General features: G+C 68.4%; 25 protein-coding genes and 2 tRNA genes. 12 read left to right on the top strand and 15 right to left on the bottom strand.

Annotation, left to right across the window (positions count from 1 at the left end):
• The first annotated feature begins 29 nt into the window (after positions 1-29).
• Positions 30-1,277, top strand: a complete 1,248-nt coding sequence (locus ACWF4Z_RS10225; RefSeq protein ID WP_452242651.1) for an NAD(P)/FAD-dependent oxidoreductase — start codon at positions 30-32, stop codon at positions 1,275-1,277.
• Positions 1,278-1,638: 361 nt separating this feature from the next.
• On the opposite strand, the gene ACWF4Z_RS10220 is transcribed toward ACWF4Z_RS10225, so the two are convergent.
• Positions 1,639-2,490 (bottom strand): TolB family protein, encoded by an 852-nt coding sequence (locus ACWF4Z_RS10220; RefSeq protein ID WP_452242650.1) that lies wholly within the window; start codon positions 2,488-2,490, stop codon positions 1,639-1,641.
• Between the two features lie 183 nt (positions 2,491-2,673).
• On the opposite strand from ACWF4Z_RS10220, the gene dnaG reads away from it, so the two are divergent.
• Positions 2,674-4,584 carry a DNA primase gene (dnaG, locus tag ACWF4Z_RS10215; RefSeq protein WP_452242649.1) on the top strand — a complete coding sequence of 637 codons (1,911 nt, stop codon included), beginning with the start codon at positions 2,674-2,676 and terminating at the stop codon, positions 4,582-4,584.
• Here the strand turns inward: dnaG and ACWF4Z_RS10210 are convergent.
• Entirely contained in the window at positions 4,581-5,177 is a 597-nt protein-coding gene (locus tag ACWF4Z_RS10210) for a TetR/AcrR family transcriptional regulator (protein ID WP_452242648.1), read from the bottom strand. The genes dnaG and ACWF4Z_RS10210 overlap by 4 nt on opposite strands.
• A 97-nt stretch (positions 5,178-5,274) precedes the next feature.
• On the opposite strand from ACWF4Z_RS10210, the gene ACWF4Z_RS10205 reads away from it, so the two are divergent.
• Positions 5,275-6,399 (top strand): FAD-dependent oxidoreductase, encoded by a 1,125-nt coding sequence (locus ACWF4Z_RS10205; protein WP_452242647.1) that lies wholly within the window; start codon positions 5,275-5,277, stop codon positions 6,397-6,399.
• Positions 6,400-6,619: 220 nt separating this feature from the next.
• Here ACWF4Z_RS10205 and ACWF4Z_RS10200 read toward each other — a convergent pair whose 3' ends face one another.
• Both ACWF4Z_RS10200 and ACWF4Z_RS10195 read right to left on the bottom strand, forming a co-directional pair.
• Positions 6,620-7,042: a tautomerase family protein gene (locus tag ACWF4Z_RS10200; RefSeq protein ID WP_452242646.1), complete on the bottom strand. Its 423-nt coding sequence runs from the start codon at positions 7,040-7,042 to the stop codon at positions 6,620-6,622.
• A gap of 55 nt (positions 7,043-7,097) precedes the next feature.
• Entirely contained in the window at positions 7,098-9,893 is a 2,796-nt protein-coding gene (locus ACWF4Z_RS10195; protein WP_452242645.1) for a helix-turn-helix transcriptional regulator, read from the bottom strand.
• Between the two features lie 188 nt (positions 9,894-10,081).
• Between ACWF4Z_RS10195 and ACWF4Z_RS10190 the strand changes: the two genes are divergently transcribed.
• Positions 10,082-10,762, top strand: a complete 681-nt coding sequence (locus ACWF4Z_RS10190) for an alpha/beta hydrolase (RefSeq protein ID WP_452242644.1) — start codon at positions 10,082-10,084, stop codon at positions 10,760-10,762.
• 26 nt (positions 10,763-10,788) lie between these two features.
• Here the strand turns inward: ACWF4Z_RS10190 and ACWF4Z_RS10185 are convergent, their stop codons facing one another.
• From ACWF4Z_RS10185 to ACWF4Z_RS10170, 4 genes are all read right to left on the bottom strand, one after another.
• Positions 10,789-11,301 carry a hypothetical protein gene (locus ACWF4Z_RS10185; RefSeq protein ID WP_452242643.1) on the bottom strand — a complete coding sequence of 171 codons (513 nt, stop codon included), beginning with the start codon at positions 11,299-11,301 and terminating at the stop codon, positions 10,789-10,791.
• On the bottom strand, positions 11,294-11,560 hold the full coding sequence (locus ACWF4Z_RS10180) for a hypothetical protein (RefSeq protein WP_452242642.1): 267 nt from the start codon (positions 11,558-11,560) through the stop codon (positions 11,294-11,296). The genes ACWF4Z_RS10185 and ACWF4Z_RS10180 overlap by 8 nt, the downstream gene beginning before the upstream one ends.
• An 82-nt stretch (positions 11,561-11,642) precedes the next feature.
• Positions 11,643-12,287 carry a response regulator transcription factor gene (locus ACWF4Z_RS10175; RefSeq protein WP_452242641.1) on the bottom strand — a complete coding sequence of 215 codons (645 nt, stop codon included), beginning with the start codon at positions 12,285-12,287 and terminating at the stop codon, positions 11,643-11,645.
• On the bottom strand, positions 12,275-14,149 hold the full coding sequence (locus ACWF4Z_RS10170; RefSeq protein ID WP_452242640.1) for a sensor histidine kinase: 1,875 nt from the start codon (positions 14,147-14,149) through the stop codon (positions 12,275-12,277). The genes ACWF4Z_RS10175 and ACWF4Z_RS10170 overlap by 13 nt, the downstream gene beginning before the upstream one ends.
• A gap of 139 nt (positions 14,150-14,288) precedes the next feature.
• Between ACWF4Z_RS10170 and ACWF4Z_RS10165 the strand changes: the two genes are divergently transcribed.
• The 3 genes from ACWF4Z_RS10165 (at position 14,289) to ACWF4Z_RS10155 (ending at position 16,212) form a co-directional block, all read left to right on the top strand.
• On the top strand, positions 14,289-14,936 hold the full coding sequence (locus tag ACWF4Z_RS10165) for a hypothetical protein (RefSeq protein ID WP_452242639.1): 648 nt from the start codon (positions 14,289-14,291) through the stop codon (positions 14,934-14,936).
• Between the two features lie 90 nt (positions 14,937-15,026).
• Positions 15,027-15,839, top strand: a complete 813-nt coding sequence (locus ACWF4Z_RS10160) for a methyltransferase domain-containing protein (protein ID WP_452242638.1) — start codon at positions 15,027-15,029, stop codon at positions 15,837-15,839.
• 4 nt (positions 15,840-15,843) lie between these two features.
• Positions 15,844-16,212 carry a MerR family DNA-binding protein gene (locus ACWF4Z_RS10155; protein WP_452242637.1) on the top strand — a complete coding sequence of 123 codons (369 nt, stop codon included), beginning with the start codon at positions 15,844-15,846 and terminating at the stop codon, positions 16,210-16,212.
• Positions 16,213-16,252: 40 nt separating this feature from the next.
• Here ACWF4Z_RS10155 and ACWF4Z_RS10150 read toward each other — a convergent pair whose 3' ends face one another.
• Together ACWF4Z_RS10150 and ACWF4Z_RS10145 are read right to left on the bottom strand one after the other, a co-directional pair.
• A complete protein-coding gene (locus ACWF4Z_RS10150; protein ID WP_452242636.1) occupies positions 16,253-17,191 on the bottom strand; it encodes an aldo/keto reductase in 939 nt (312 codons plus the stop codon).
• 96 nt (positions 17,192-17,287) lie between these two features.
• A tRNA-Ile gene (locus ACWF4Z_RS10145) sits at positions 17,288-17,364 on the bottom strand.
• 113 nt (positions 17,365-17,477) lie between these two features.
• Here ACWF4Z_RS10145 and ACWF4Z_RS10140 point away from each other — a divergent pair.
• Positions 17,478-17,630: a hypothetical protein gene (locus ACWF4Z_RS10140; RefSeq protein WP_452242635.1), complete on the top strand. Its 153-nt coding sequence runs from the start codon at positions 17,478-17,480 to the stop codon at positions 17,628-17,630.
• A 43-nt stretch (positions 17,631-17,673) separates the two neighbouring features.
• On the opposite strand, the gene ACWF4Z_RS10135 is transcribed toward ACWF4Z_RS10140, so the two are convergent.
• The 4 genes from ACWF4Z_RS10135 to ACWF4Z_RS10120 all read right to left on the bottom strand — a co-directional run bounded on the left by ACWF4Z_RS10135 (position 17,674) and on the right by ACWF4Z_RS10120 (position 20,322).
• On the bottom strand, positions 17,674-18,243 hold the full coding sequence (locus tag ACWF4Z_RS10135) for a DUF4232 domain-containing protein (protein ID WP_452242634.1): 570 nt from the start codon (positions 18,241-18,243) through the stop codon (positions 17,674-17,676).
• An 85-nt stretch (positions 18,244-18,328) separates the two neighbouring features.
• Positions 18,329-18,401: transfer RNA gene (locus ACWF4Z_RS10130), tRNA-Asn, on the bottom strand.
• Positions 18,402-18,506: 105 nt separating this feature from the next.
• On the bottom strand, positions 18,507-19,046 hold the full coding sequence (locus ACWF4Z_RS10125) for a hypothetical protein (RefSeq protein ID WP_452242633.1): 540 nt from the start codon (positions 19,044-19,046) through the stop codon (positions 18,507-18,509).
• Positions 19,047-19,242: 196 nt separating this feature from the next.
• Positions 19,243-20,322: a sigma-70 family RNA polymerase sigma factor gene (locus ACWF4Z_RS10120; RefSeq protein ID WP_452242632.1), complete on the bottom strand. Its 1,080-nt coding sequence runs from the start codon at positions 20,320-20,322 to the stop codon at positions 19,243-19,245.
• A 192-nt stretch (positions 20,323-20,514) separates the two neighbouring features.
• Here ACWF4Z_RS10120 and ACWF4Z_RS10115 point away from each other — a divergent pair, with 192 nt between their 5' ends.
• From ACWF4Z_RS10115 to ACWF4Z_RS10105, 3 genes are read left to right on the top strand one after another with little or no spacing between them, the layout of a single operon-like run.
• Positions 20,515-21,231: a hypothetical protein gene (locus ACWF4Z_RS10115; protein ID WP_452242631.1), complete on the top strand. Its 717-nt coding sequence runs from the start codon at positions 20,515-20,517 to the stop codon at positions 21,229-21,231.
• A 19-nt stretch (positions 21,232-21,250) separates the two neighbouring features.
• A complete protein-coding gene (locus ACWF4Z_RS10110; protein WP_452242630.1) occupies positions 21,251-22,120 on the top strand; it encodes an exodeoxyribonuclease III in 870 nt (289 codons plus the stop codon).
• Positions 22,120-23,256 (top strand): hypothetical protein, encoded by a 1,137-nt coding sequence (locus ACWF4Z_RS10105; RefSeq protein WP_452242629.1) that lies wholly within the window; start codon positions 22,120-22,122, stop codon positions 23,254-23,256. The genes ACWF4Z_RS10110 and ACWF4Z_RS10105 overlap by 1 nt, the downstream gene beginning before the upstream one ends.
• On the opposite strand, the gene ACWF4Z_RS10100 is transcribed toward ACWF4Z_RS10105, so the two are convergent.
• Positions 23,249-23,749: a mycothiol transferase gene (locus ACWF4Z_RS10100; RefSeq protein ID WP_452242628.1), complete on the bottom strand. Its 501-nt coding sequence runs from the start codon at positions 23,747-23,749 to the stop codon at positions 23,249-23,251. The genes ACWF4Z_RS10105 and ACWF4Z_RS10100 overlap by 8 nt on opposite strands.
• Positions 23,750-23,821: 72 nt before the next feature.
• Here ACWF4Z_RS10100 and ACWF4Z_RS10095 point away from each other — a divergent pair, with 72 nt between their 5' ends.
• Positions 23,822-24,844: an aldo/keto reductase gene (locus ACWF4Z_RS10095; RefSeq protein WP_452242627.1), complete on the top strand. Its 1,023-nt coding sequence runs from the start codon at positions 23,822-23,824 to the stop codon at positions 24,842-24,844.
• Positions 24,845-24,847 lie beyond the last annotated feature (3 nt).

Here is a 24,847-nt window from a genome sequence, read left to right as displayed (position 1 = left end):
GTTCAGTCTTCAAGTACTAGAGTCGGTTCATGGCTGATGCAGAGCAGCAACCCATCGTCATCGTCGGTGCGAGTCTCGCGGGGGAGTCCGCGGCCAGAGCTCTGCGCAAGGAAGGCTGGGACGGCGGGATCGTCCTGATCGGCAGCGAGACCGCCCTGCCGTACGAGCGGCCGCCGCTGTCCAAGGGCGTCCTGCTCGGCAAGGATCAGACCGACGTCGCGCAGTTACACGACCAGCAGTGGTACGACGACAACAAGATCGAGCTCCGCCTCGGGAAGACCGTCACCGCGATCGACCCCGCGGACCACACCGTCACGGTCGACGACGGCTCGCAGCTGTCGTACGGCAAGCTGCTGATCGCCACGGGCAGCCGCGTCCGGCGCCTCGACGTACCGGGTGGTGATCTGCCTGGCGTGCATTACCTGCGAACGGCCGGGGACTCGCAGGCGCTGACCGACGCGTACGCCGCCAAGCCTCGCGTCGTCGTGGTTGGCGCGGGCTGGATCGGGCTCGAGTCGGCAGCGGCCGCCCGGGAACGCGGCTGCGAGGTGACTGTGGTCGAACCGCAGTCCACCGCGTTGGCCGGCGTACTCGGTCCTGAGGTCGGTGAGCTCTTCGCCGACTTCCATCGGCAGCACGGGGTCCAGTTCCGATTCGACACGGCAGTTGAGGGTTTCGAAGGTACGGACAAGGTGACTGGGGTGCGCGTCGCCGGTGGTGAGGTTCTTCCGGCGGACCTCGTGGTCGTGGGCGTCGGCGTCCTGCCGAATACCGAGCTGGCCGCGGAGGCCGGTATCGAGGTCGCCACCCCGGACAACGGCTCGGGCATCGTCACCGGTCCGGACCTGCACACCTCGGCCGAGGACATCTACGCCGCGGGTGACGTGGTGCGCTGGCAGCACCCGCTGTTCGGCCGCCCGGTGCGCGTCGAGCACTGGCAGAACGCCAAGGACACCGGCAAGGCGGCCGCGAAGGCGATGCTCGGACAGGACGTCTCCCACGACGCGATCCCGTACTTCTTCTCCGACCAGTTCGACCTGGGGATGGAGTACGTGGGCGAGGTCCCGCGCGGTACGTCGTACCAGGTAGTCCTCCGCGGCGACCCCAAGTCCGGCGCCTACTTCGCCTTCTGGCTCGACGAAGACCGCCACGTCCTGGCCGGCATGCAAGTCAACAACTGGGACACCATCGGCGACATCAAGAACCTGATCCGCTCCGGCGAGAAAGTAGACCCAGCCCGCCTCGCCGACACCGCCGTCGAGCTGTCCGAGGTCTAGGAAAAAAACAAAGAAAAGAATCAAAAGGAAAGAAACGATAGAGAGAGTTGGGTGCCTGGCTGAGGTCGGCGGCCCGCGACCGTCGGCGCCTGGACGGTCGCCGCTCTCGTCGTCGCATCGCAGCTGGGCGTTCAGAGCATCCGAACCCGGTTCTCCAGGCCATCACAATCGCCGACCGGCGACGGGCTCACGCCTGACCTCCACCCGAACCACAGATTGTGATGGCCTGGAGATCGCTCACTCAGCCGTTGATCCTGGTCAGCCCTGATCCCTCACCCACGGCGCGTCGCTGCACTCCCGGCACGCCGATCACCAACCGGCCGGACCGACGCACCCAGCCCGCCAGGCACCCAGCTCCCTCTTAGCGATTGATCGGATAGGCGACGTAGGCGAACTGGGTGCTGTTCGGGGACCAGCTGGGGACGTTCATGGTGCCTTGGCCGCCGAAGAGTGTTGCCAGCTCGCGGATCTTGCCGTTCGCCAGTAGGCGTACGCGGACGTCGTCGATGTCGGCTGGATGTCCCTCGGTGCCGGGTGGGAAGCTGACGTAGGCGATCGCCGACCCGTCCGGCGCCGGATGCGGGAACCAGTTGACGCGCTCGTCGAACGTCAACTGCTCGACCTCGCCACCGTCGACCGCGATCCGGAACAGCTGCGCCTGCCCGGCCCGCTCGGAGTTGAAGTAGATCCACCGACCATCCGGACCGAACTCGGACCCGTCGTCCGCATACTCGTCGTCCGTGATCTGTACGTCGTCCCCGCCGCCGGCCGGGATCGTCCACACATTGGTGATCCGGCGACCGTCCACCTGCTCCAGCCCGATGTAAGCCAGCGTCTTGCGGTCCGGCGAAACCCCGTGCAGGTAATGGTGGAACCCGTCCCCGCGATCGTTGGTGACCCGACGCCCCGGCCCGCCCGTCATCGCAACGGCGTACAGATGTCCGTCATCCGCCGACACGTAGACCGTCGAACCGTCCGGGCTCACGACGTGATCGTTGTTGATCGCCGGCACCCCGCCCAGCTCGATCTCGGTGAGTCCATCGTCAACGCGGAACAGCCGTCCGTCCCCGTTGACGATCAGAACCCCGTCCGGCGTCCAGTTCGGCGCCTCGAACAGCACTTCGGCCGAGCTGAACACCAGCCGTCGATCACCTGACTCGACCTCCACGACGTAGAGCTCGGACCGCTGACCAGGGCGAAGAGTGCGTGGCATGTCAACAAACCTAAGCGATCAGCTCGGAGGCGTGCCTGTCGGGTTCGCGATGCAGCCCTGAGCCGAGGAGGGCGAGCTCGGTGTGCGTCGAGCGAGCTCGCCGGGGTGGTGCGATGCACGTGGTTTTGCCCAGTTCGTCGTCCCGTGGGCGGGATTCCTTGCCGATGATCGTAGACTCGCGGGGTGGCAGGCCGGATCAAGGAAGAGGACATCGCGCTGGTGCGCGAGCGGGCCCGGATCGACGAGGTCGTCGGTTCGTACGTGACCTTGAAGAACGCCGGCGGTGGTTCGCTCAAGGGGTTGTGCCCGTTCCACGACGAGAAGTCACCGTCGTTCAACGTCACCCCGGCGCGCGGATTCTTCTACTGCTTCGGCTGCCAAGAGGGCGGCGACGTCATCGACTTCATCCAGAAGATCGACCAGATCAGCTTCAGCGAAGCGGTCGAGACCCTGGCCTCGAAGGTCGGCATCCAGCTGCGGTACGACGACTCCGGCGCGCCGGTCCAGCGCGGCCCGGGCAACCAGCGGCCCCGGCTCGTCGAGGCACACAAGGTCGCCGCCGAGTACTTCGTCGAGCAGCTCTTCGGTGCCTCCGACGCAGCGGCCGGGCGGACCTTCCTGGACGGGCGCGGCTTCGACAAGGACGCGGCGGTCCACTTCGGCGTCGGCTTCTCACCGCGCGGCGGTGAGGCGATGACCAACCACCTGCGCGGCCGCGGCTTCACGAACGCGGAGCTGGTCGCGTCGGGGCTGTCCGCCGAGGGCCAGCGCGGTCTGTACGACCGGTTCCGCGGCCGGCTGATGTGGCCGATCCGGGACGCGTCCGGGGACGTGATCGGGTTCGGCGCCCGGCGGCTCTTCGACGACGACCGGATCGAAGCCAAGTACCTGAACACCCCCGAGACCCCGATCTACAAGAAGTCCAAGGTCCTGTACGGCGTGGACCTCGCCCGCCGCGAGATCGCGAAGGGCCGGCAGGCCGTGGTCGTCGAGGGCTACACCGATGTGATGGCGTGCCACCTGGCTGGGGTACAGACCGCGGTCGCCACCTGTGGGACGGCGTTCGGCGAGGATCACGCCCGCGTGCTGCGGCAATTGCTGCTCGACCACGATCAGTTCCGCGGCGAGGTGATCTTCACCTTCGACGGTGACGAGGCCGGTCAGCGGGCTGCTTTGAAGGCGTTCGCCGGTGACCAGGCGTTCGCCTCCCAGACGTACGTCGCGGTCGAGCCGGAAGGGCTGGATCCGTGTGACCTGCGGCTGCAGAAGGGCGACGCCGCGGTCCGAGAGCTGATCGGCCGGCGGGTTCCGCTGTACCGGTTCGTCTTGACCAACGTGCTGTCGAAGTACGACCTGGATCGCGCTGACACGCGGATCGACGCCCTGCGTGAGGCGGCGCGGCTGGTGATCAGCATCCGGGACCGGTCGAAGGTCGACGCGTTCACCCGCGAGCTCGCCGGCCAGCTGGGGATGGAGGTGGACCAGGTTCGCTCCGAGGTCCACCGCGCGGCATCGCGACCGGCCGCGCCCGCGACTGCTCCGGTCGTGCGTACCCCGGTCACGACGACGTCCGAGGCGCCGGCGCCTCCGCCTCCTCGCGTCGACCTGCCGTCGCCCCGCGACCAGCGGTTCGTGATCGAGTGGGACGTGCTGAAGATCGCGATGCAGCACCCCGCGCTGGTCGGTGTCGCGTTCGACGAGCTGGACGATCATGACTTCACGCATCCGTGGCTGGCCGCGGTTCGGGCCGGGATGGCGAAGGCCGGCGGCCCGTCGACCGCGGCTCCCGGTGAGGCGTGGGTGGTCGCCGTACGCGACGCCATCGGCAATGATCCGGCGGCGGCCGTGGTGGGTGCGCTGGCCGTGGATCCGTTGCGGCTCGGGCGGGATCCGGACGAGACCTATGCGCAGGCGTTGCTGGCGCGGTTGCAGGAGCTGACCTGTGCGCGGCGGATCCTGGACCTCAAGTCGAAGCTGCAGCGGACGAATCCGATCGATCGCGCCGACGACTACAACCGGATGTTCGGCGAGCTGATCGCGCTCGAGGCGTATCGCGCCGACCTGCGCAAGAAGGCGATCTCCGGGGCGCTCTAGTCCTTCAAACGGGTGACCAGCCTGGCGGCTTGTTCGGCGTACTCGAGGGCGAAGTTCTTGCCGTCGGGGTCGAGGCCGAGCGCTCGGGCGATCTGGGGGAAGACGACCGGGGCGGCGGCGAGGCCGAACAGCGCGAGCGCCGCGTGCGCCGGATCCAGGTCGGCGGCGAGCTCACCCTCGGCCTGCCAGCGGCGGAAGTCGTTGAGCATCGCTTGGAATCTGGCGGTCTGACCCTCCTGATCCGTCGCGTCGGTGTCGTCGACGCCTTCGCGGACCAGCAGGCGGAGCAGATCGGGCTGCGCGAGGGCGACCTTGGCATACGCGCCGACCAGCTGGCCGAGCGTGTCGGCGTCGACGGCGATGGCCGGCTCGCCGGACCGCCAGCGCTCGGCGACCGCGCGGTAGAGACCTTCCTTGCCGCCGAAGTAGTACGAGATGAGCTGCTTGTTCACGCCGGCGCGTTGGGCGATGTCGCTGACTCGCGCGCCGCTGAATCCGTGCGCGCCGAACTCGGTCACGGCCGCGTCCAGCAGCTGCTGCCTGCTCCGCTCGGCGTCGCGCTGGCGCTCGTCGGGCGCTGGTGATCTCCGCACGACCTCATGGTAGCGGACGTCCCATCCGGCGTGCTAACTTAATCAACCAGGCGGATGATAGAGTCGCCTTACTGGGTGATTGAGGCTGGAGGCTGTGATGAGGGTTGCGATCGTTGGTGCGGGGATCGGCGGGCTGGCGCTGGCTCAGGGGCTGGTCAAGGCGGGCGTCGACGTGCGGCTGTATGAGCGGGATCCGTCCGCGCGGCATCGCAAACAGGGGTACCGGATCCACATCAGTCCGGTAGGGGAGGCGGCGCTGGCGGCGGTTCTGCCGGATGCCGTGCGGCGGCGGGTGATCGAGACCGCGACACATCCGGGCGATCTGGTGGCGGGGTTCACTGCCCGGCTGGAGCCGACGTTCGAGCAGGTCTTTCCCGCCGGTGGGCCGGAGACCGTGAGTGCGGTGGATCGGTATGCGTTCCGGCGGGCGTTGATGACCGGGCTGGACAATGTCCTTGCCTTCGGCAAACAGTTCGCGTCGTACGACGTGGGTGCCGATGGGGTGGAGATCCGGTGCGAGGACGGGACCTCCTCGACTGCCGATGTGCTGATCGGTGCGGACGGGGTCGGGTCACGGGTGCGGGCCCAGCTGGTGCCGGACTTCGAGGTCGTTGACATCGGGGTGCGGTGTATCTACGGCAAGGTCCCGTTGACGCCGGAGATCCGAGGCGCTGTGCCGCCGGCGTTCTTACGCGGCTTCTGCTTCATCACCGACCCGCGGGGAGTCGGCGCTGCCTTCGCTCCGGTCCTGTTCCGGACCCCACCGGAGGAGTACGGCGACTACCTGATGGCAGTGCTCACGGCGACGAACGACGTGCTCGGTCACCCCGACGACGAGCTCTTCACGATGAGTCCGGCCGCCCTGTGGAGCATCGTCACCCGGGCGTCCGGCTCGTGGCATCCGACTGTGCGCCAACTGGTAGCCGCTTCGGACGTTGACGCTGCGTTCCCGATCACGTTGCGGACGTGCAGACAGGTCGCCTCCTGGCCCGCGGGACGGGTCGCGCTGCTCGGCGACGCCGTCCATCCGATGACGCCGGCCGCTGGTGCGGGTGCCAACACGGCGCTGTGGGATGCGGCGCGGCTCACCCAGGCCTTGACCGAAAACGATCCGTACGAGGGGTTGGCGTCGTACCAGCAGGACATGACAGCCAATGGTCAGGCCGCCGTGACGGAGTCCCTGGAGAACGCCAAACGCCTGTTCGGCGCGGACATCCTTTAAGGCTGGCTGAAGGGCGGATCGGAGAGTTGGAGGTACGGCGCCTTGGTCAGCTGACCGCCCGTCAGTTGTCAGCTGACCGTCCCGCCAGGACCGGCACCCCAACCGGGTCGTCGGCTGAAGGTCCCATCAGCCCGACCCAGGCCAGTCCCGGCCCCACCGGCAGGTGCATCCCACACCTGCCGGTGGTCCCAGCCCCAGCCGCTGAAGGCGGCCACGTGGGTTATGCGTTTGTGCCCTTGGCGAGTTCGGCTCGGGCTGCGGCGATGAGATCGGCGTTGGTGTTGGCGTGGCCGTTGAGGCCCCAGCCGCCTTCGGGGGCCTCGGTCAGCAGGACCCAGATGCGGTCGGCGTAGCCGGTGGCGTCGGCGACGAGCTTGGTGAACTCGGACACGACCCGGAGTTGTTTGGCCCGGTCGAGCGCTCCGAAGTTGGTGAGCACCTGGACCCGGCAGCAGCTCTCGTCGCCGTCGACGTTCGAGATCGTTGCGGGCGGCAGTTCGTGAATGAACGCGGCGGTGTTCTGCCGGAACATCGCGATGTCCGGCACCTCCTCGATGGTCATCAGAGTGGCCGCGAGACTCTTGGCGAGAGCTGCGGTATCGGCGACCTTCCCGGCGGGGACGTACACGTCGATCATCGGCATGGTGAGGACCGTAGTCCTGCCGCTGACCCGGTCCCATCGCACGAACGGGTGATACCTAAGCCTTGTCCTCGTGTGGTTCCGCGAGGCGGGCCAGCTCCATCCGCGAACGGACGTGCAGCTTCCCGAAGATGTGGCGGACGTGGGTGTTGACGGTGTGCGGAGAAATGAAGAGCTGCTGGGAGATCTCGCGGTTGGTGCATCCGTCGACCACCAGATGAGCGACGCGCGACTCAGTGGGCGTGAGCAGTTCCCAGCCGTCGCGTGACTCGACGGTGGGCAGGATGCGTCGCCGTACGCCGAGCTTCCGCAGCCGGCCGCGGATCCGGCGGGCAGCACGACTCGTGCCGACGGAGACGGCGAGGTCGAGCGCCTCGTTCAGGGTCGTGACGCCTTCGGCGGTCGACCCGTCCTCGACCATCACCTGCCCGAGCTCCTCCAGGATCGAGGTGAGCGCGAGTGGCCGTTTCGCCGTACGCATCAGGGCGGCGGCTCGGGCGAGATCGTCCGGGGAACGGCTGATGAGACCGCGCAGATGATGTACGCCGGCAGCGGCCGAGCTCAGCTCGGGGTTGAGGCGTTGCCGCTCTTCTGCGGACGCCAGCGTCTGCGCGACGAGTTCGTCATCTCCCGCGGCCAGCGAGATCCGAACTACCTCTGCGTCGTAGCCGATGTCGTGCGGGAACAGTGGAAAGACGGAGTGGTCGCTGTCCCAGACGGTACGCAACCACCTGTGCGCCTCCTCGACGTGCCAGTGTGCAGCGGTGTGGGCAGCCAATCCCATGGCGGCGTGGGCCCGGATCGACGGCGCAGTCGAGTTGAGCAGCTGCTCGCACCTGCGAGCCACATCCCGGCCTCCCGACTCGTCGGTGGTGTGGACCCGGAGGTGGGCAAGCGACGACAGGTTGACCGCGTCGATCAGGCCGCCGATGGTGACTCCGTCGCCGGTTGTGAGGTGGCCCTCCAAGGCCGCCGCGGCGTCGGGCAGACGCCCCGCCTGGATGTGGACCAGCCCCTTCAAGGTCTCGAAAATGGAGCTGGCCCACGGCTGCCGGTCCCGGATCGCGGCCTGGATGCCGTCATCGGCAACGGCGAACGCCTCGTCGAAGCGGTCCAGCGCTGTCAGCAGCCAGCCCCGGTAGTAGTGCGCCAGCCGATCGCGAACGTCCTCGGTCGTGCCGTTCGCGATCCCTCGATCGAGCCGGGTCAGCCCCCGCTCGAACTCGAACAGCTGATAGTCCAAGCCGGCACTGGCCAGATCCATGGCGAACAGGGCTTCACGGCTGCCGCTGGCCTGGGCCGCGCTTTCGGCCGCGGGCAGCTTCTCGATCGTTTCGGCGATCCTGCCGCCGACCGCGAGGTTGTGCAGTTCAGTGGTCATCAGCCGAGCCCGGAGCTCCGTGTCGAGTCCAGGGAGAGCCAATGCCTGGCGCGCGTTGTCGACGCGGACATCCGGGGACAGCACGAACATGCTGGCGATGCTCAACCGCACCTGGGCCTGTTGTTCGGGCGGCATGGTTTGGCGCAACACGGTGTCGGCGTAGTCCCTGGCCTCGTCGCGGATGCCGGCCGCGAACAGCGAGATGGCGCGACGCCCGACGAGCGGCCCGCGGAGCGCGTGACGTTCAGGCATCAGGTCCAGTGCCCGAGCGGCCAGCTCGGCCGACGCTGCTGGGTCGGTAGCCGCCAGAACCTCGGCAGCCTCCGCAAGGGTCGCGATTGCCACGTCGTCGCCGTACGTCGCGCTGGCCGCGAACTGAGCCGCGACCTCCACCGGGAGCGCGCCCTTGCGCAGCAACACCTCGGCGCCGTGCCGATCGAGCGCCCGCCGTACGGCCATCGGGACGCTCGCCCGCACGGCATCGCGCACCAGGTCGTGGACGAACGACAACCGGTCGTCGCTCTCGGCGAGAATGTCGCCTTCCATCAGGATGCGAATCGGCGCCACCAGGTCCGGCACGGAGATGTCGGTCATCCCGGCGATGTCAGCGACGCTGAACCTTCTGCCGAGGGATGCCGCGCAGGTGGCGACTCGCTCCGACACGTCGGACATGCGGGCCAGGCGCAGCCTCATGCCGTCGCTGACGCGGCTCGGCATCCGATCCTCGAGCAGGGTCGCCTGACCTGCCGCCACCGAGACGATGCCCTCGGCGGTCAGTCCGCGAATCAGGTCGACCAGGAGGAACGGGTTCCCGTTGACGGACTCGATCAACTTGAGGAGCGGTTTGTCCGGCTCGGCGCCGAGGAGGTCGGCGGCGACGGAGGCCACCGCGTCACAGGCGAGCGGCTCCAGCTCGAGCGTGTTCGCTCCGGCGTCCACCAGGGACGCGACAGCCGACCGGATCGGTTCTGATCCCTGGCCGGGGCGCAGCGTCAGGATCCAGGCGATCGGTACCGCGGCGACCCGCGCGGGCAGATAACGCAACGCGGCGGCGGTGCCCGAGTCGGCCCAGTGCACATCGTCCAGCACGATCAGGACGGGGGCGGACTTCGCTACCTGCTCGAGCAGCGTCTGGATCTCGTGCAACAACCAGAACCGTTGCTCGGGAGCGGCGTACACCTCTTTCAGGGCGGAGCGTTCCAGCAGGGGTGGATCGTGCTCGAACAGTGCTTCGAGCAGGGGAGCGAGTTCGACGACGCGCTGAGTTGGGTCGGCCATGCCGCGGCCCATCCGGAACGAGTGGTCGGCGGCCTGCCCCCACGCGGCCTGGAGCAGGCGAGTCTTTCCCATCCCGGGACCGCCCTCGATCACCGTGACCGAGCCACGACCGGCCAGAGCGTCGGCCAGCGCCTGGTCGAGCACGGCCATATGAGCGTCCCGGCCGCGCACCGGCAGGGACGGAAGAGCGGTCATGGTCCTCCTTCCCCGCGACAGTTGTCGCACCCCCCACAGACGGTCCTACGAAACCACCTTTTGCCGGGCGAAGGAACTGATTCGTGCCCGCGCCACGGCCGGAAGAGATCACGTGTTCGGGGGATTGGCGCGGGCGCTACCGGCCGTGAATCGTCGACCTCGCCAGGTCAGAACACCGAGGAGGAACCATGTCGGACAAGCCAAGCATCGTCTTCGCGCACGGGCTCTGGGCGGACGGCTCATGTTTCAACAAGCTGACGGGGCCGCTCCAGCAGGAAGGCTACGAGGTCTTCGCCTCGCAGCACGGCCTCGACTCCCTCGCGGGTGACGTCGACTGCGTGATCCGGAACATCCACCGCGCGAGTGGGCCGGTCGTTCTCGTCGGCCACTCGTACGGCGGAACCCTGATCACGCACGCCGGGACCGACGACCGGGTCCGTGGTCTGGTGTACATCGCCGCGCTCGCGCCGGACGAGACCGAAACCTCACAGGGCGAGCAGAGCAACTTCCCCACGACGAAGGTCTTCGATCACATCGAGGTTGCGGACAACCGCATCTGGCTCCGCGAGAGCGGCCTGGGCTCCTTCTGCGGCGATTTGCCCGACGAGGAACAGAAGCTCGTGTACGCAACCGCCATGTCGCCGGCCGTCGACCTGTTCGACCAGAAGCTCGACGGCACCGCCTGGCGAACGAAGCCCAGCTGGTACATCGTCGCGAACAACGACAACACCGTGCACCCAGAACTCGAGCGCCACGCCGCCAACCGCATGGGAGCCCACACCTACGACATCGACAGCAGCCACGTCCCGATGATGTCCCATCCCAAGTTCGTCCTGGACATCATCCACTCAGCCATCGAAGCCATCTGACCACCGCCGCTGCTCCGAGGACGTGCTCAGCGACTCGCTTCGCTCCCGCCGCGCTCGACCTTCGGCGTAACCTTCGCGGCGCTCGTCGTCGCTTGAGCACCCTCGGCGGCAGCCCGCAATCCCTTCGGGTACGCCGTTTCGCCGAGCTGCCGCACCTTCTGGAGATCCTGGTCGAGCTGTGGCCCGTTGTCGCCCACGCCCGGCTTCCGCAGCACCTCTGCACCGTTGTCCCGCCGACGCATGGCGATCGTGCCGCCGGGGGTGATGTCGATCAGGTTGCCTCGGGTCACGGCGTGCATCCCGCCGTTCTCGAGGTTCCAGGTCATGTCTGCCCGCGGCGGGTACATGCGTCCGTCGGACTCCAGCCCCGGGTTCGGGTTCTTGATCACTCCGCTGTGGTCGTCCTCGACCTCCTCCAGCGTCCGCGACACCTGCGCGAAAGCCTCCGCGGCGTTCGCGGCCGGCGGGAGCGCGCGGAGGCGATCGAAGTAGATCTGCAAACGGTCTCGGAGCGGTAGGACTTCGCCCGGCTCAGGCACGGACCGCGTCCTGGGCGGAGCGAAGCGCCTCGACCAGGGTCGGTACGGCGGTGTCGTGGCCGGTGAACGCGGACTCCGGGCTCGGGTTCACCGAGACGCCCCACTCGTCCTGCGTGGCAGTGCTCTCGATCGCGACGAACTGGTCGCCAGGATGGATCGCGATCGCGGCAGCCCCCGACGGGTGAAGCTCGATCGTGCGCGGCGTATCAGCCCCGAACGCATCGTCGATCGCCACCCTGATCTCCTGCTCAGAAAGCATATTTCCCCCTTGAAGGACCTGATCGAGCCACAAAGCCTACCCGCCGGATGGCTCTCCACCGGGCCGAACGCACTTCGCGGCCTCAGCCGGTCAGGAAGGCGAGGACGGCGAGGACGCGGCGGTGGTCGTCGGGTTCGGGCGGGAGGTCGAGTTTGGTGAGGATGCTCGAGATATGGCTCTCGATGGTTTTCGGGGTCAGCGTGAGGTGGCGGCAGATGGCCTGGTTGGAGCGACCCTGTGCCATCAGCCCCAGGACCTGACGCTCGCGGCCGGAGAGGACCGCCAGGCGGCTGCGGGTGGCCTGGCGGCCGAGGAGATGACTGATGACATCGGGGTCGAGCACCGTACCGCCGGTGGCCACTCGAGTGACGCCGTCGATGAGGGTCGCCACGTCGACGACGCGATCCTTGAGCAGGTAGCCGAATCCTCGCGGTGACCGGCGGGCGAGGTCGGCGGCGTACTGGCTCTGCAAGGATTGCGAGAGCAGCAGGATGCCGAGTTCGGGATCGCGGGCGCGCAGGTTGGCGGCGGCCCGAGCGCCTTCGTGCGTGTACGTCGGCGGCATCCGAATATCCACCAACGCAACGTCGGGGTGGTGGTCGGCCACGGCTTGTTCGAGCGACTCGCCGTCCCCGGTGAGCGCGCAGACCTCGATCCCGGCCTCGGACAACAGGCGGGCCAGGCCTTCGCGGAGCAGGACGGAGTCGTCCGCGATCACGACTCGCATGGCAGCTCCGCAGTCACCAGGGTCCCGCCGCCGGGGCGCTCGGCGACGGTGAGCCGGCCACCGGAAGCCTCGACGCGGTCGCCGATCCCGCGCAACCCGGTACCGCGGGCGTCCGCGCCACCACAGCCGTCGTCCTCCACCCGTACGACGAGGCCGTCGCTGCGGAGGGCAACCGAGACGTCGAGCCGCTGTGCGCCGGCATGCTTGACCGTGTTCGTCATCGCCTCGCAGATGACGAACCAGGCGGTCGCCTCGACCGCCGGGGGAAGCCGCCGATCCGTCACATCGGTTGCCACCGGCAACGGGAGCCGGCCGGCGAGCTCCTCGACGGCTGGACCGAGACCGGCGTCGCCCACGGGGTACAGGCCGTTCGCCAGTTCGCGGAGGTCGGTGACGGCGCCGCGGATCTCGCTGATCGCGCCCTCGACCGCGTCGGCCAGCGCGGCTCCGTTCAGTTGGGCGGCGCGGAGGTTCATCGCCAGCGCGAGCAGGCGTTGCTGAGCGCCGTCATGCAGATCACGCTCGATCCGGCGGCGCTCCGTGAGCTGCGCGGCGGCGATCCGGGCGCGGGACTCCCTGACCTCCGCCAGTTGCAAGCTGATCGCCGCGCGCAGGGCGGTGTTCTCCAGTTCAGGAAGGGCTTCTGTGGCCACGAGGAGGGCAAGGTCGCGATCGGACGAACGGCCGATGGTGATTCGGGCGACGTCGCGATCGGGCCGCCGTACGACGATCTCCGCGGAGGCCGGGGTCCAGTCGGGAACGATGGACTGGCCGGTGTCGGTGACCCACTGCTCGCGGTCGGCGACCCAGAACGCCACGGCGAGCTCAGGGTCGCGCAGAGCGGCGCGCAGGACCGCTTGAACGGTTTGCGTGCCGGGATCGCGGATGTAGGCACGGATCATCGTGAGCGCGTCAAAGCGACGGCGGTTGAAGTGGCGGTCGACGGCCTCCTGGAAGGCGCGGTACGCCGGACCGGCCAGGGCGACCGCGGCCAGGGTGGCGGCGACGGCGGGGATCTGGGAGTTGCTGCGGCTCCCCACGAAGCGTCCGACGGCGAACGTCACCGCGGCGAAAGTGATCGCGAGAACGCCCGAGACGAGCAGGTAGACCACCGCCCGGCTGAGGATCCGCTCGACGTCGTAGAGGTGGTACTGCGCGATCGAGAGGCCGGCCGCGATCGGAATGAGCACGATGAAGCCGCTCGTCGCGAGCGACAACAGGACGGGGTGACCTGGCGAGGCGTAGAAGGCAAGCACGACGAAGGCGGGTAGCGGGACGACAGCCACGGCCAACCAGAGCAGCTGGCGCCGGACGGCCGCGTCGCCGCGGCGGAAGCGGAACAGCAACGAGAACCCCGCGACCACCAGGCCGACAGCGGTGAGGATGCCGGCGATCGTGCGGAGCGGAGGGACGTCGATCGCGGTGCTCGCCAACCAAGTCAGGCCGATCACGATGGTTGCTGTTGGCACCCATCGCCACAGCGGGCGGCCGGTCGGTGTGAGGTGCAGGATCAGCGCCAGGAGCACGAACCAGGCGATGAACGTGACGTCGGCGACGGCACTCGCGCGAGTGGAGGGGTGCATTGCGCCGTACCCGTCGAGCAGTCCGGTCAGGGCGATGCTGCCGCCGAGCGCCAGGAACAGCCAGCCGACCGGGTGCTCCGGGCGATGAAAGGCGAGGACGGCGCCGACCGCTGCTGCGCTGCCCAACGCGACCAGGAACGGCAGGTCGTCCAGGCCGAACAACGTCCCGGGGTGCCCCGCGGCCGACAGCTGCCGATCGAACACGACCGCGCCCGCGACCATCGCGACGATGAGCGCGCAACTGATGGTCGCGAGGATGCGGCTTCGGAGTACCCCCACAGCTCTGATGGTGACATCGAAACCCACCGCAGGTCTTCCGGGTATGCCCTGACGACAAGTCCCGGGACCGCTCGGAGGCGCCGTTTCGGCGTCCGGCGGCAGAGTCGATGTGACAACACATCAGCACCGGGAGGGAATCATGAAACTGTTCGTCGTACTCGTCAGCGCGCCGTTGGTGGCCGTGGTCGCACGGCTACTGATGACACCGCAGTACCAGGACAACAGCGACCAACTCGACACCACGCGCTACCTGACTGCGCTCGCCGATGCCGGTGGCCGCAACGAGCTCGGCGCGTTGCTCGCCACGCTCAGTGCCATTCTGTACGTCGCAATGTCGTTGGCGCTGGCCAGAATCGCGCGGAATCGGCTCGGGGCGATCGGCTCCGCGCTGAGCATCGTCGGCGCGTTCGGAATCTCGGCGGTCGCGGTGTTCACTCTGGTCGCCGGACGGCTGGCCCAGGAAGGGGATCGCGCGGCGATGGGACCGTTGCTCGAGCGGATCAACAGCGCATCCGTGTTCAGCGTCTTCTTTATCGTGCTGATTGTCGGGGCGATCGGCGCAATTCTGCTGGCGGTCGGGCTCTACCGCAGCCGCCAGGTCCCGCCGGCCGCCGCGATCGTCACGGGCATCGGAGGGGCATGCCTGATGCTGACCGCGCCCGGGCCGGCGGCGCCATTCATTGTCGGCGGTGCCGTCGTGGCCCTGCTGGGCTCGCTGTGGATCGCACTTGGCACTACAGACCGAGGGGTCCTCAGCGGACCGACGCCGGCTCAGATGCAGCGGTAGCACCTGACGTCCGTACAGGCCGGCAGCTGTGTGAGATGTGCCTCGCTCGTCGTTGTGGCGCTGGTGGTCCGGGGAGATGACGATGTTGTGGTGACCTCCTCGGACCGTGGGTACCTGCTGGACAACGCGCGCGCTGAGGCTGGTGAGCGGTTCATTTGGCTGGCTGAGCTGTTCGACAGCGTGACGTTGGGACACTTCGATCGACTGGGAGTCGAGGCTGGCTCACGCTGCTGGGAGGTGGGCGCCGGTGGGCGCGGCATCCCGGCGGCGCTCGCGGCGACCGTCGGGCCGACCGGGTACGTGCTCGCGACGGACATCGACCCGTCGTGGCTGCGGGAAGGCGACGGGTACGACGTACGCCGGCACGATGTCGTCGCCGATCCGCCGCCAGAGCCAGGGACGTTCGATTTCGTGCATGCCCGGCTTGTCCTGGTCCACCTACCTGACCGGGCTCGGGCGTTGGCCACGATGGTGGCCGCGCTGCGGCCCGGCGGGTGGCTCCTGATCGAGGACGCCGATACTGCTCTCCAACCACTGGCCTGCATTGACGACAGCGGTCCAGCGCAACAGCGAGCCAACCGGCTGCGCAGCGCGGTCCGAGAACTCCTGACCCGCCGCGGCGCGGACCTCCGCTACGGCCGAACGCTTCCGCGCGCGTTGCGCGAGGCCGGCTTGGAAGACGTTGCCGCGTCGGGCTCGTTCCCGGTCGGTGGCCCAGCCTGCAACCACCTGGAGGCGGCGACCATCCAGCACGTACGCGGCGAGCTGCTCGCAGCCGGCCTGGCCGACGACACCGAGCTCGACGCCCACCTGGCCGCAATCCGCGCAGGCCAACTAGACCTGACCCTCGCCCCCCTCATCTCAACCTGGGGCCGCCGCCCACCTGAGTCTCCACTCGCTTAGCCGGGTGCTGCTGGGGTCGGATCTGGATGGGCCGCGGGTGTACAGCGACGGTGATCTCTGGATGCTCGGGTTTCTGCGGTGCCTGCGGGACACCGGGATGTCGATCGAGCAGTTGCGGCGGTACGGCGAGTTGAGCCGTGACGAGACCACGATGCCGGCGCGAGTCGCTTTGCTCGAGGAGCACGCCGCCTCGATCCGGGCGAGGATCGACGAGCTCGAGGCGAGCCTCGCCCGGGTTGACGAGAAGACGGACTGGTACCGCGGGGAGCTTCGACGGACGGACTCGCCGGGCTCGTCTCAACCAGCCGGCCCCCTTCAGGGTGCCGGTCGTGTTCGGCGTCCCGGTCGTGCCGAGGGGGATGCGACCGCCTGACCCACGCTTGGCGCCTTGCGCGGCCCCGTCGCCTCGTCGCCTATGCGCCGTCGAGCGCCGCGAGTTCGTCCTCGGTGAGGATGGTGGACGCGCCGGCCACAGCCTGCTCGAGCTGTTCGACGCTGCTGACCCCGACGATCGGAGTCAGCACCGGACTCCCGGAGATCAGCCACGCGAGCACCACCTGGCCCGGTCGGAGTCCGCGCGCGTTGGCGACCCGGGTCAGCGCCGCCAGCCGTCGTTCAGTACCGGGGTGGCGGTACTCGATCTCGAGCGGGCGGTCGTCGCGGTCGTAGCGGCCCAGGAGGGTGGCGGTGTAGACCCAGCCCTCGAACGATGGGTTGCGCCGCAGGAAGTCGAGGCCGTCCGGTGACAGCATTCCCAGCGGGATCGGCTGGCCTTCCACGGCCATACCGCCGGCGGGTTGAAGGTAGGAGTAGCGCTGTTGGTAGGCGACTGGTTGCGGCTGGCCCGCGCGTTCGGCGGTGGCCCGGATCCGCTCGAGCAGCCAGGACGGGTGGTTCGACAAGCCCCACCGAGCAGTCAGGCCGTCCTTGACCAGGCCGCCGAACGTCTCGACCAGGTCCTCTACCGCAACGGTCGGGTCCTCGACGTGCGCCCAGTACAGATCCACAGCGTCCACGCCCAGCCGCTCCAGACTCTGCGCCATGGCTTCGCGTACGACGTTCCCGCTCAGCCCTTCGACGTGGTCGGGGAATCCGCCGACGCGGGTGGGCTGGGCGCCGACCTTGGTACTGAGGCGGACGCGGATCCCCGGGTTCGACGCCAGCCAGCGGCCCAGCACCGCCTCACTCTGCCCACCGAAGCCCGTCTCGGAGACCCAGAAGCTGTAGTTGCCGGACGTATCGATGACAGATCCGCCCAGTTCGACGTACCGGTCAAGGATCGAGAAGGCGGTCCGCTCATCCACCCTGGTGCCGAAGTACATCGCCCCCAGGGCCATCGTGGGTGTATTCATACCCCTCACCCTCACCCCTGGACCGCACTCCAGGTCAACCCTCGAGAGCCGCGGCACTCGAGAGATCAACCCGCGAGTCCCACATGGCCCAGCGCATGGTGGGGCGGGCGGGACTCGAACCCGCGACCCAGGGATTATGAGTCCCCTGCTCTAACCAGCTGAGCTACCGCCCCGTGCTCGGGTGATGGTATCGGGTGGGTGGCGGTGGGGTGGGAAACCAGGGGGGAGTCAGGGGTGTGAGCTCGTGGGGAATTGGGTCTGACCGGGCATGATGGGGGCAGGTCCGATGAAGGGAACACTGATGGGCTGGTTCATTTTTCTTGTGATCGTGGTGGGCGCCATCGCGGCGTACAAGTACCGCGTTCCGTTGATTGCCAAGCTGACGGGGCAACCGCAGCAGCGCATTCAGCGCGCCATCGACCGGAAGAAAGGTAAGTAGGCGCCGTTAGGTGCCTGAGTGCCTGTGATGCTGCCTGGTGCTGTCAGGTTGGGAACTTCAGGCACCAGGCGGTCAGGGTGAGCCTGGCCGTGGTCCCGATGTCGGTGACCACCGGCCAGATGACGGGCTTGTCGTGCGCGCGGCTCGCGATCGACAGGTAGGTGCCGGCGGATTTGTCCGCGCCGATCTCGACCGTGTTGGACCAGGAGACAGCGGCCGTCGCCGTCTCGCCCTTCCGCAAGCGGATTGCCGTGGGTTCAGGATCGATTGCCATGTACGACGTACCGTGCGTAACCGTCACGTCCATGGTCCTGCGTTTGCCGTCCAGGATCGTCACGTCCGGGTAGCCGTTGACCGTCATCACCTTGGACCGGCAGTTGGTCAGCGTGATGACGACCGCACGGTGTCCTAGGGCCGCGTCCACGTCTCCTACGGTCAACGAGACGCCTGAGGCCGGGCAGGTGGGCGGTGGTGGAGTGGGAGTCGGCGTTGCCCGTCGGGTCGGCGTCGGTGTTGGGGTCCGCTCGGGGATGCTGCCGGCGGCGGTCTCGGTGCCGCAGCCGCCCACCACGAGCAGCACGCCGATCAGGCCCGCCCACCTTCGCCTGCGCATCCCTCAAACCTACGGGCTCCGTAGGTCTACGCACCGCGGCCAGGCATGGAAAAGGCCGACTCCGATGGAGTCGGCCCTCGAACTGCTCCCGCCACTGGACTCGAACCAGTAACCTGCCGGTTAACAGCCGGCTGCTCTGCCAATTGAGCTAGGCGGGATCGGTACTTTCCCAGCCTCCGGGGAACCCCGAAGACCTGAGTAGGTTAGCAGGAGCGACCCGAACTACAAAAACGGGATTCGGGCGCCCGGATCCGCCTTCCGGGTCAGATTCCGAACTCTTCGCGGACCTGTTTCAGGGCTGCCTCGGCCGCGTCCACTACGCCGGGCTGGTCGGGCTCCAATCCCTTGTCCAGAACGAAGTTCCAGGTCACGGCGGTGTCGGTGGCGGCCGGATTGCGCCGGCCCACGATCCGGACACCACGCTTCCCGGCGAGCGGGACGTGCCGTTGAACGACGATGCTCGCGTCGACCCGCTCCCGCAGGAGCTGGCCGAACCGGCGGGGATCGTCGACCTTGAGCTCCGTCGTACGCAGCGGTGTCCCGAAGGCGGTGGTCTCGTAGACGGTCAGCACCGAGGCCTCCGCATCCCACCCGGCACGCTCGATCTTCTCCCAGCCGACGCGGCGCACGGCGTCGGGAGCATCGGTCGGCAGGTAGACGGCCGCCCGCGTGCCGGCGACCCAGTGCCCGTCGGCCAGCTCCACCGCCGCGAGGATCTCTTCCTTGCCGACGGAGCCGTGGCGGGCGGCGATGTTCACCGATTCCGCCAGCTCACGGGGCCAGGACGTACGCCGAAGTCTCACGTCTTCATCATTCCAGTCCCTCCAAACGTGGGGTCAGCCGGTCGGGTTCGGTGGTGGGGGCCAGGAGGTGGTCGGGTCGGCTCGGGTGGTGGAGGTCGGTGGGCAGGGTCCGGTCGGGTGGTGAGGGTCGGTGGGCAGGGTCAGGTGGTGGGCATCGGTGGGGGCAGGGTCAGGTGGCGGGGGTCAGGTGGTCGGGTCAGGCGGCGTAGTCGCGGAGGTGGTGGTGGGCTCGGCGGCGGAGGACCCGGAGGGCTTCTCGCTCGAGGGATCGGACTTGGTCGGGGGAGAGGTCGAGGGCGGTGGCGGTTTCTTCGAGGGTGCTGGGTGGATGGCCTTGGAGTCCGTAGCGATGGTGGAGCACGTCTTGCTGGAGGTCGTCGAGGAACTGGAGGTGGTGGGCGATATCGCGACGCAGCGCGACGCGGAGAACGATCGCGTCGTCGTCGACGACCGGCTCCGACTCGTCCAGATCGAGCGTCTCGGGCCGGACGCGCCAGGCCTGGGCGCGCTCGACCCGGGCCGTGGTGAGTCCGGTCGCGGTGACCAGGTCCGCCGTGGTCGGCTCCCGCCCGAGCGACTGGGTCAGGTCGTGCCGCAGCGTCGCGACCCGGCCCGCGTCCGTGTACGCCTGCGCCGGCATCCGCACCAACCGGGACCGGTCCGAGATCGCCCGACCGATCGCCTGCCGGATCCACCAGATCGCGTACGTCGAGAACCGGTGACCGAGCCGGTGGTCGAACCGCTCGACCGCCCGCATCAGCCCGATGTTGCCCTCCTGGATCAGGTCGAGCAGCGAGATGCCCTTCCCGGTGTACCGCCGGGCCAGGGAGACAACCAGTCGCAGGTTGCCCTCGATCATCCGCCGCCACGAGTTGCGCCCGAGCGCGACCACCTGCCGCAGTTCCTCCGGGTCGTACCGGCCCCGACCGGCGCGCACTCCCTCCGACGCCGCTCCGTCCGACGCCGCTCCGTCCGACGCCTGCCGGTCCGATGCCTGCCGGTCCGATGCCTGCCGGTCCGATGCCTGCAGGTCCGATGCCTGCCGGTTCGATGTCGGCGGCTCCGATGTCGGCGGCTCCGATGTCGGCGGCTCCGATGTCGGCGGCTCCGATGTCAGCGGCTCCGATGCCAGTTGTTCCGCCGCCAGCAGGCCGGCCTCGATCCAGTACGAGTGCTCGTTCACCTCCTCCCAAGTCAGTAGTTCGTGATGTCCGATGTCGCGCAGGTACGCCACCAGCGCGGTCACATCCGCCGGATCACAGTCGAGGTCAGCCATCGGTTCCCCTCTCTCCTGACTAAGAGAGTGCCGTGATCCGCCGCCGAAAAGACCGGTGACTTTCTGTATGTGGATAACTACCTTCCGTGGAAGTCACTTCCGTAGACGGCGCGACGGCGCTCCGGCCAGGTTCAAGACGGCCGCTTGCTGTCAGAGAAGCGGCTGAGCCGTGGGTCGTCATAGCCTGTGGTCATGTGGAGGCGCTGGGTGATGGTGGCGGTGGCAGGTGCGGTGCTGTCGGGATGCAGCGGGAACGAGCGACCGGTCAGCGCGCCGCCGACAACGGAGACGCCGACACCGACGCCCTCCTACAGTCCGCCGCCGGTTCCGCAGCCGCCGACGCCGACGATCCAAGCGCCGACCGGGCCGATCAGGTTGAGCAAGTCGATGGCGAAGCCCGGCACTCGGTTGCGGTTCGGCCAGCGGGCGGTCGTGCCGGTGCAGGTTCACCCGATGAGTGGCAGCACAGTCGACGGGGTGATCGGGTTGGCGGTCGGGAAGATCCGGCGTACGAAGGCGTCCAACCTGGAGGGGAACTTCGACGCGGCGAGTCTGGCCAGGATGAAGGGCAAGACGCTGTTCTACGCCGAGGTCGTCGTCACGAACCTTGGTACGCAGGACCTGACCGGTCTCTACTTCCTGAACTTCCACGGCCTGCTCAGCGGCCAACGCCAACCACCACTCGGCCTGATCGGCGGCGAGCTCACCGGCTGCGGCGACGACACGCTCAGCATCCGGGGTAAGGGCAGCCGCTCGGTCTACTGCGTCCTCACCGTGGCCAACGCCTCCGACCCGGTGACCACGATCGCGTACGACGGACCGCCGTACGGGGTCGAGATCGAGGAGTACGGCCAGCCCAAGCCGCAGTACAACAACTACTACGACCTGGGAGCCATCACCTGGCGCTGAAAGGGTCTACCGTGGTCCGGTGCGAGTGGCGACCTGGAATGTGAACTCGGTCAAGCAGCGGATGCCGCGGTTGCTGGGCTGGCTGGATGAGCGACAGCCCGATGTGGTGTGCCTGCAGGAGACGAAGCTCGCCGACGACGCGTTCACCGCGTTGCTCGGCGACGAGCTGGCGAGCCGTGGGTACGAGACGGCCTTGTACGGCGAAGTCCAGTGGAACGGCGTAGCCCTGCTGTCCAAGGTGGGCTTGGAGGATGTGGTCACCGGCGTCGCGGGAGCGCCCGGGTTCCCGGATCCCGAGGCCCGTGCGGTCGCGGCGACCTGTGATGGGATCCGGATCCATTCGCTCTACGTACCGAACGGTCGGACCCCCGATTCCGACCACTATCACTACAAGCTCGCCTGGTTGGCCGCGCTCAAAGACGTGATCGCGGCCGGACCTGCCGACCAGATCGTCTGTGGTGACATGAACATCGCCCCGACCGACGCCGACGTGTTCGACCCGGCGGCGTACGTCGGTCAGACGCACGTGACCCCGTCCGAGCGGCAGGCGCTGGCCGACCTGATGGCTGCCAAAGACCTCAAGGATGTCGTCCGCGATCGCTGGCCGGATCAGCGCGTCTTCAGCTACTGGGATTACCGCGCCGGCATGTTCCACCAGGACCTCGGCATGCGGATCGACCTGATGCTCGCGACCGATCCGGTCGCGGAGCGGGTCAAGGCGGCGTGGATCGATCGCAAGGCCCGCAAGGGAACCGGGCCGAGCGACCACGCGCCGGTGATCATCGATCTGGACGTCGCACCCGATGGCGATATCGGTCCCGTCGTACCGCCGCCGTCCGCACCTCGCGCCGGTCGCAAGACCACGACCAAGCTCCCGCAGAACCGCTGATGCGGCGCTTCGCCGCCCTCGTCGCCGTGCTGGCGACGCTCGCGGCCTGCAGCGACAACAGCGACACCAAAGCAAGCACCCCACCGCCGGCGCCGGTCGCGTGGACGCAGGTCGACATCGGTACGTCGGAACCCGTCGTACTCACGAAGCACGGCAACGGACTCCTCGTGGGCCTGCGTCACCGCGGTGCCAAGGTGGTCCCGGAGCTCGTACTGCTCGACGGCGACAAGCCCACCCCGATCGCGATCCGGCCGAACCCGGCCAGCCCGTATGCCTTCGAGGCGGTCTGGTACTCGATCGCCGACGACGGCAAGCAGTTGCTGGCTCTCGGGGGAGCGGCCGGCGGCGCCCACTCCAATGTGCGCTGGACGGTGTGGACCGGTTCGGTGACGGCCGGCCTGACCGAGCATCCCCAGACGTTCGAGACGTTCGGCGGCCAGATCGCCGGCGCCCTGTTCGGTGCGGTCATCACGCCAGGCGGTGGCCGCGCGTTGCTCGGCTCGTGGGGTGGCGTGGAGACCGGCAACGACGGCGCGATCTGGCTGCCGGAGGGCGACGCGAAATGGGTCCGCCAGGATCCGACCAAGACAGCTCTGCAGAGCACGCCGTCCATGCTGGTCGGCCCGAGCTTCGGTACGACGCTTGGCGAGAGCTTGGTGCTCGTGGGGTCGGGAGTGCGGTTGGCGCCGAACGTGGTCGCGCAGGAAGCGGCGGTCTGGCGCTCCAACAAACTCAACCAGGGCTGGAGCCAGGTCACCCTGCCCGACCCCGGGAACCGCAGTCAGGCGGTCAGCGCGGCGTGCACGACGGACTGCGTGATCCCGGGGTACGTCGACGGTCGGCTGGCGATCTGGCGGCTGGACGCGTCCGGGAAGCCGGAGCGGCTCTCCGGCGTCCCGTCCATCCCGGTCGGCGACGAGGACAAGCTGCCGCCACCAGTGGTCACCGACGGCAAGATCGTCCAGGTCATTGCCCAGGACAACAAAGTCGAGTTGCTCACCGGGCAGGACGGTCGCTGGACGACGCAGGAATCCACTGGTGGTGTCGAGGGTCCGGTGACGGATGCGACGTACACCAGCGACGGAACGCTCTACCTGATCGCCGGTGGCAAGCTCTGGAAGACCAAGCTCAGCTGAGCAGGCCCTTCACGTACGCCGCCTGCCCGGCATGCTGGGCGCAGTCGTCGATCACGCTGATCAGCCGCACGCCGAGCGTGACCGGCGGGGTCCAGCGGTGGTCGACGATCCGGTCGAGCCCCTCGTCGGTGACCGTCCGCAGGAACTCGACCGTGCGGTCGTGCACGGCGTCGTAGTACCCGAGGAGTTGCTCGGCCGACAGGTTGACCAGCCGGATCTGATCCGGGCTGTGCCCGTAGCCCGTGTCGTCGGCCGTGAGCGGCAGTCCGAGCCGCTCGTGCCAGCCGTCCGCGGTGTGGACCTGCTCATACCCACCGGCGTCGGCGAGGTGGTCGTCCTGAACCCGTGTCAGGTGCCAGATCAGCCACGCGATCGAATTGGCCTCCGCGCCCGGCTGGTACGTCAGCGCCTTCTCGTCGAGGCCCTCGACGACGTCATGGACCTCCTCCTTGATCCGGCCGTGGGCATCGATCAGCAGTTCACTCGTGTTCATGGACGCCACGTTAGTCCGACGTCCCGACAGTTCTAAGGTGGGAACGCAGGTTCGGACAAACAAGGAGAAACCGTGGAATACCGCACGCTCGGCCGCAGTGGCGCAGTCGTCTCCACCTACGCGATCGGCACCATGACGTTCGGCTCCGAGACCGATGAGGCCGGGTCGCACACGCAGCTGGACCGGTACGTCGAGCTCGGCGGCAACTTCATCGACACCGCCGACGTGTACTCCGGGGGCGCGTCCGAGGAGATCGTCGGCCGCTGGCTCGCGAAGAGCTCTGCGCGCGACAGCGTCGTCCTCGCGACCAAGGGCCGGTTCGCGACCGGCGACAGCCCGAACGACCTCGGCACGTCCCGTCGCCACCTCCGCCGCGCGCTCGACGCGTCGCTGAGCCGGCTCGGCGTCGACCACATCGACCTGTACCAGTTGCACGCGTGGGATCCGATCACCCCGCTCGAGGAGACGCTCAGCTTCCTCGAGGACGCCGTACGCGCCGGAAAGATCTCGTACGGCGGCCTGTCGAACTTCACCGGCTGGCAGCTGCAGAAGGCATGCGATCTGATCGCCCATCGTGGGTGGTCCCCGCTCGTCACGCTGCAGCCGCAGTACAACCTGCTGGTCCGCGAGATCGAGTGGGAGATCGTCCCGGCCGCCCAGGAGAACGGGCTCGGCCTGCTGCCCTGGTCGCCGCTCGGTGGCGGCTGGCTGACCGGGAAGTACTCGTTCGACGAGGAGCCGACCGGCGCGACCCGCCTCGGCGAGAACCCGGACCGCGGGGTCGAGTCCTGGCATCGTCGCAGCACCAACCAGCGCGTCCGCGACGTCGTCGGCGCGGTCCGGGAGATCGCCGACGCGCGCGGGATCTCGATGGCGCAGGTCTCGCTCGCCTGGCTGGTCGACCGGCCCGCGATGACGTCGGTGATTCTCGGTGCGCGCACGATGGAGCAGCTGGAGGACAACCTGGCCGCCGCGGACCTGCACCTCACCGCGGAGGAGACCGAGAAGCTCAACCAGGCAAGCGATCCCGGCGCGGCCGACTACCCGTACGGCGGTCCGGGTGTCGCTCAGCGGGGTCGGGAGATCACCGGCTGAGCC

Source organism: Kribbella sp. NPDC055071, assembly GCF_053608045.1.
This window is presented reverse-complemented; position numbering and strand designations above follow the sequence as displayed.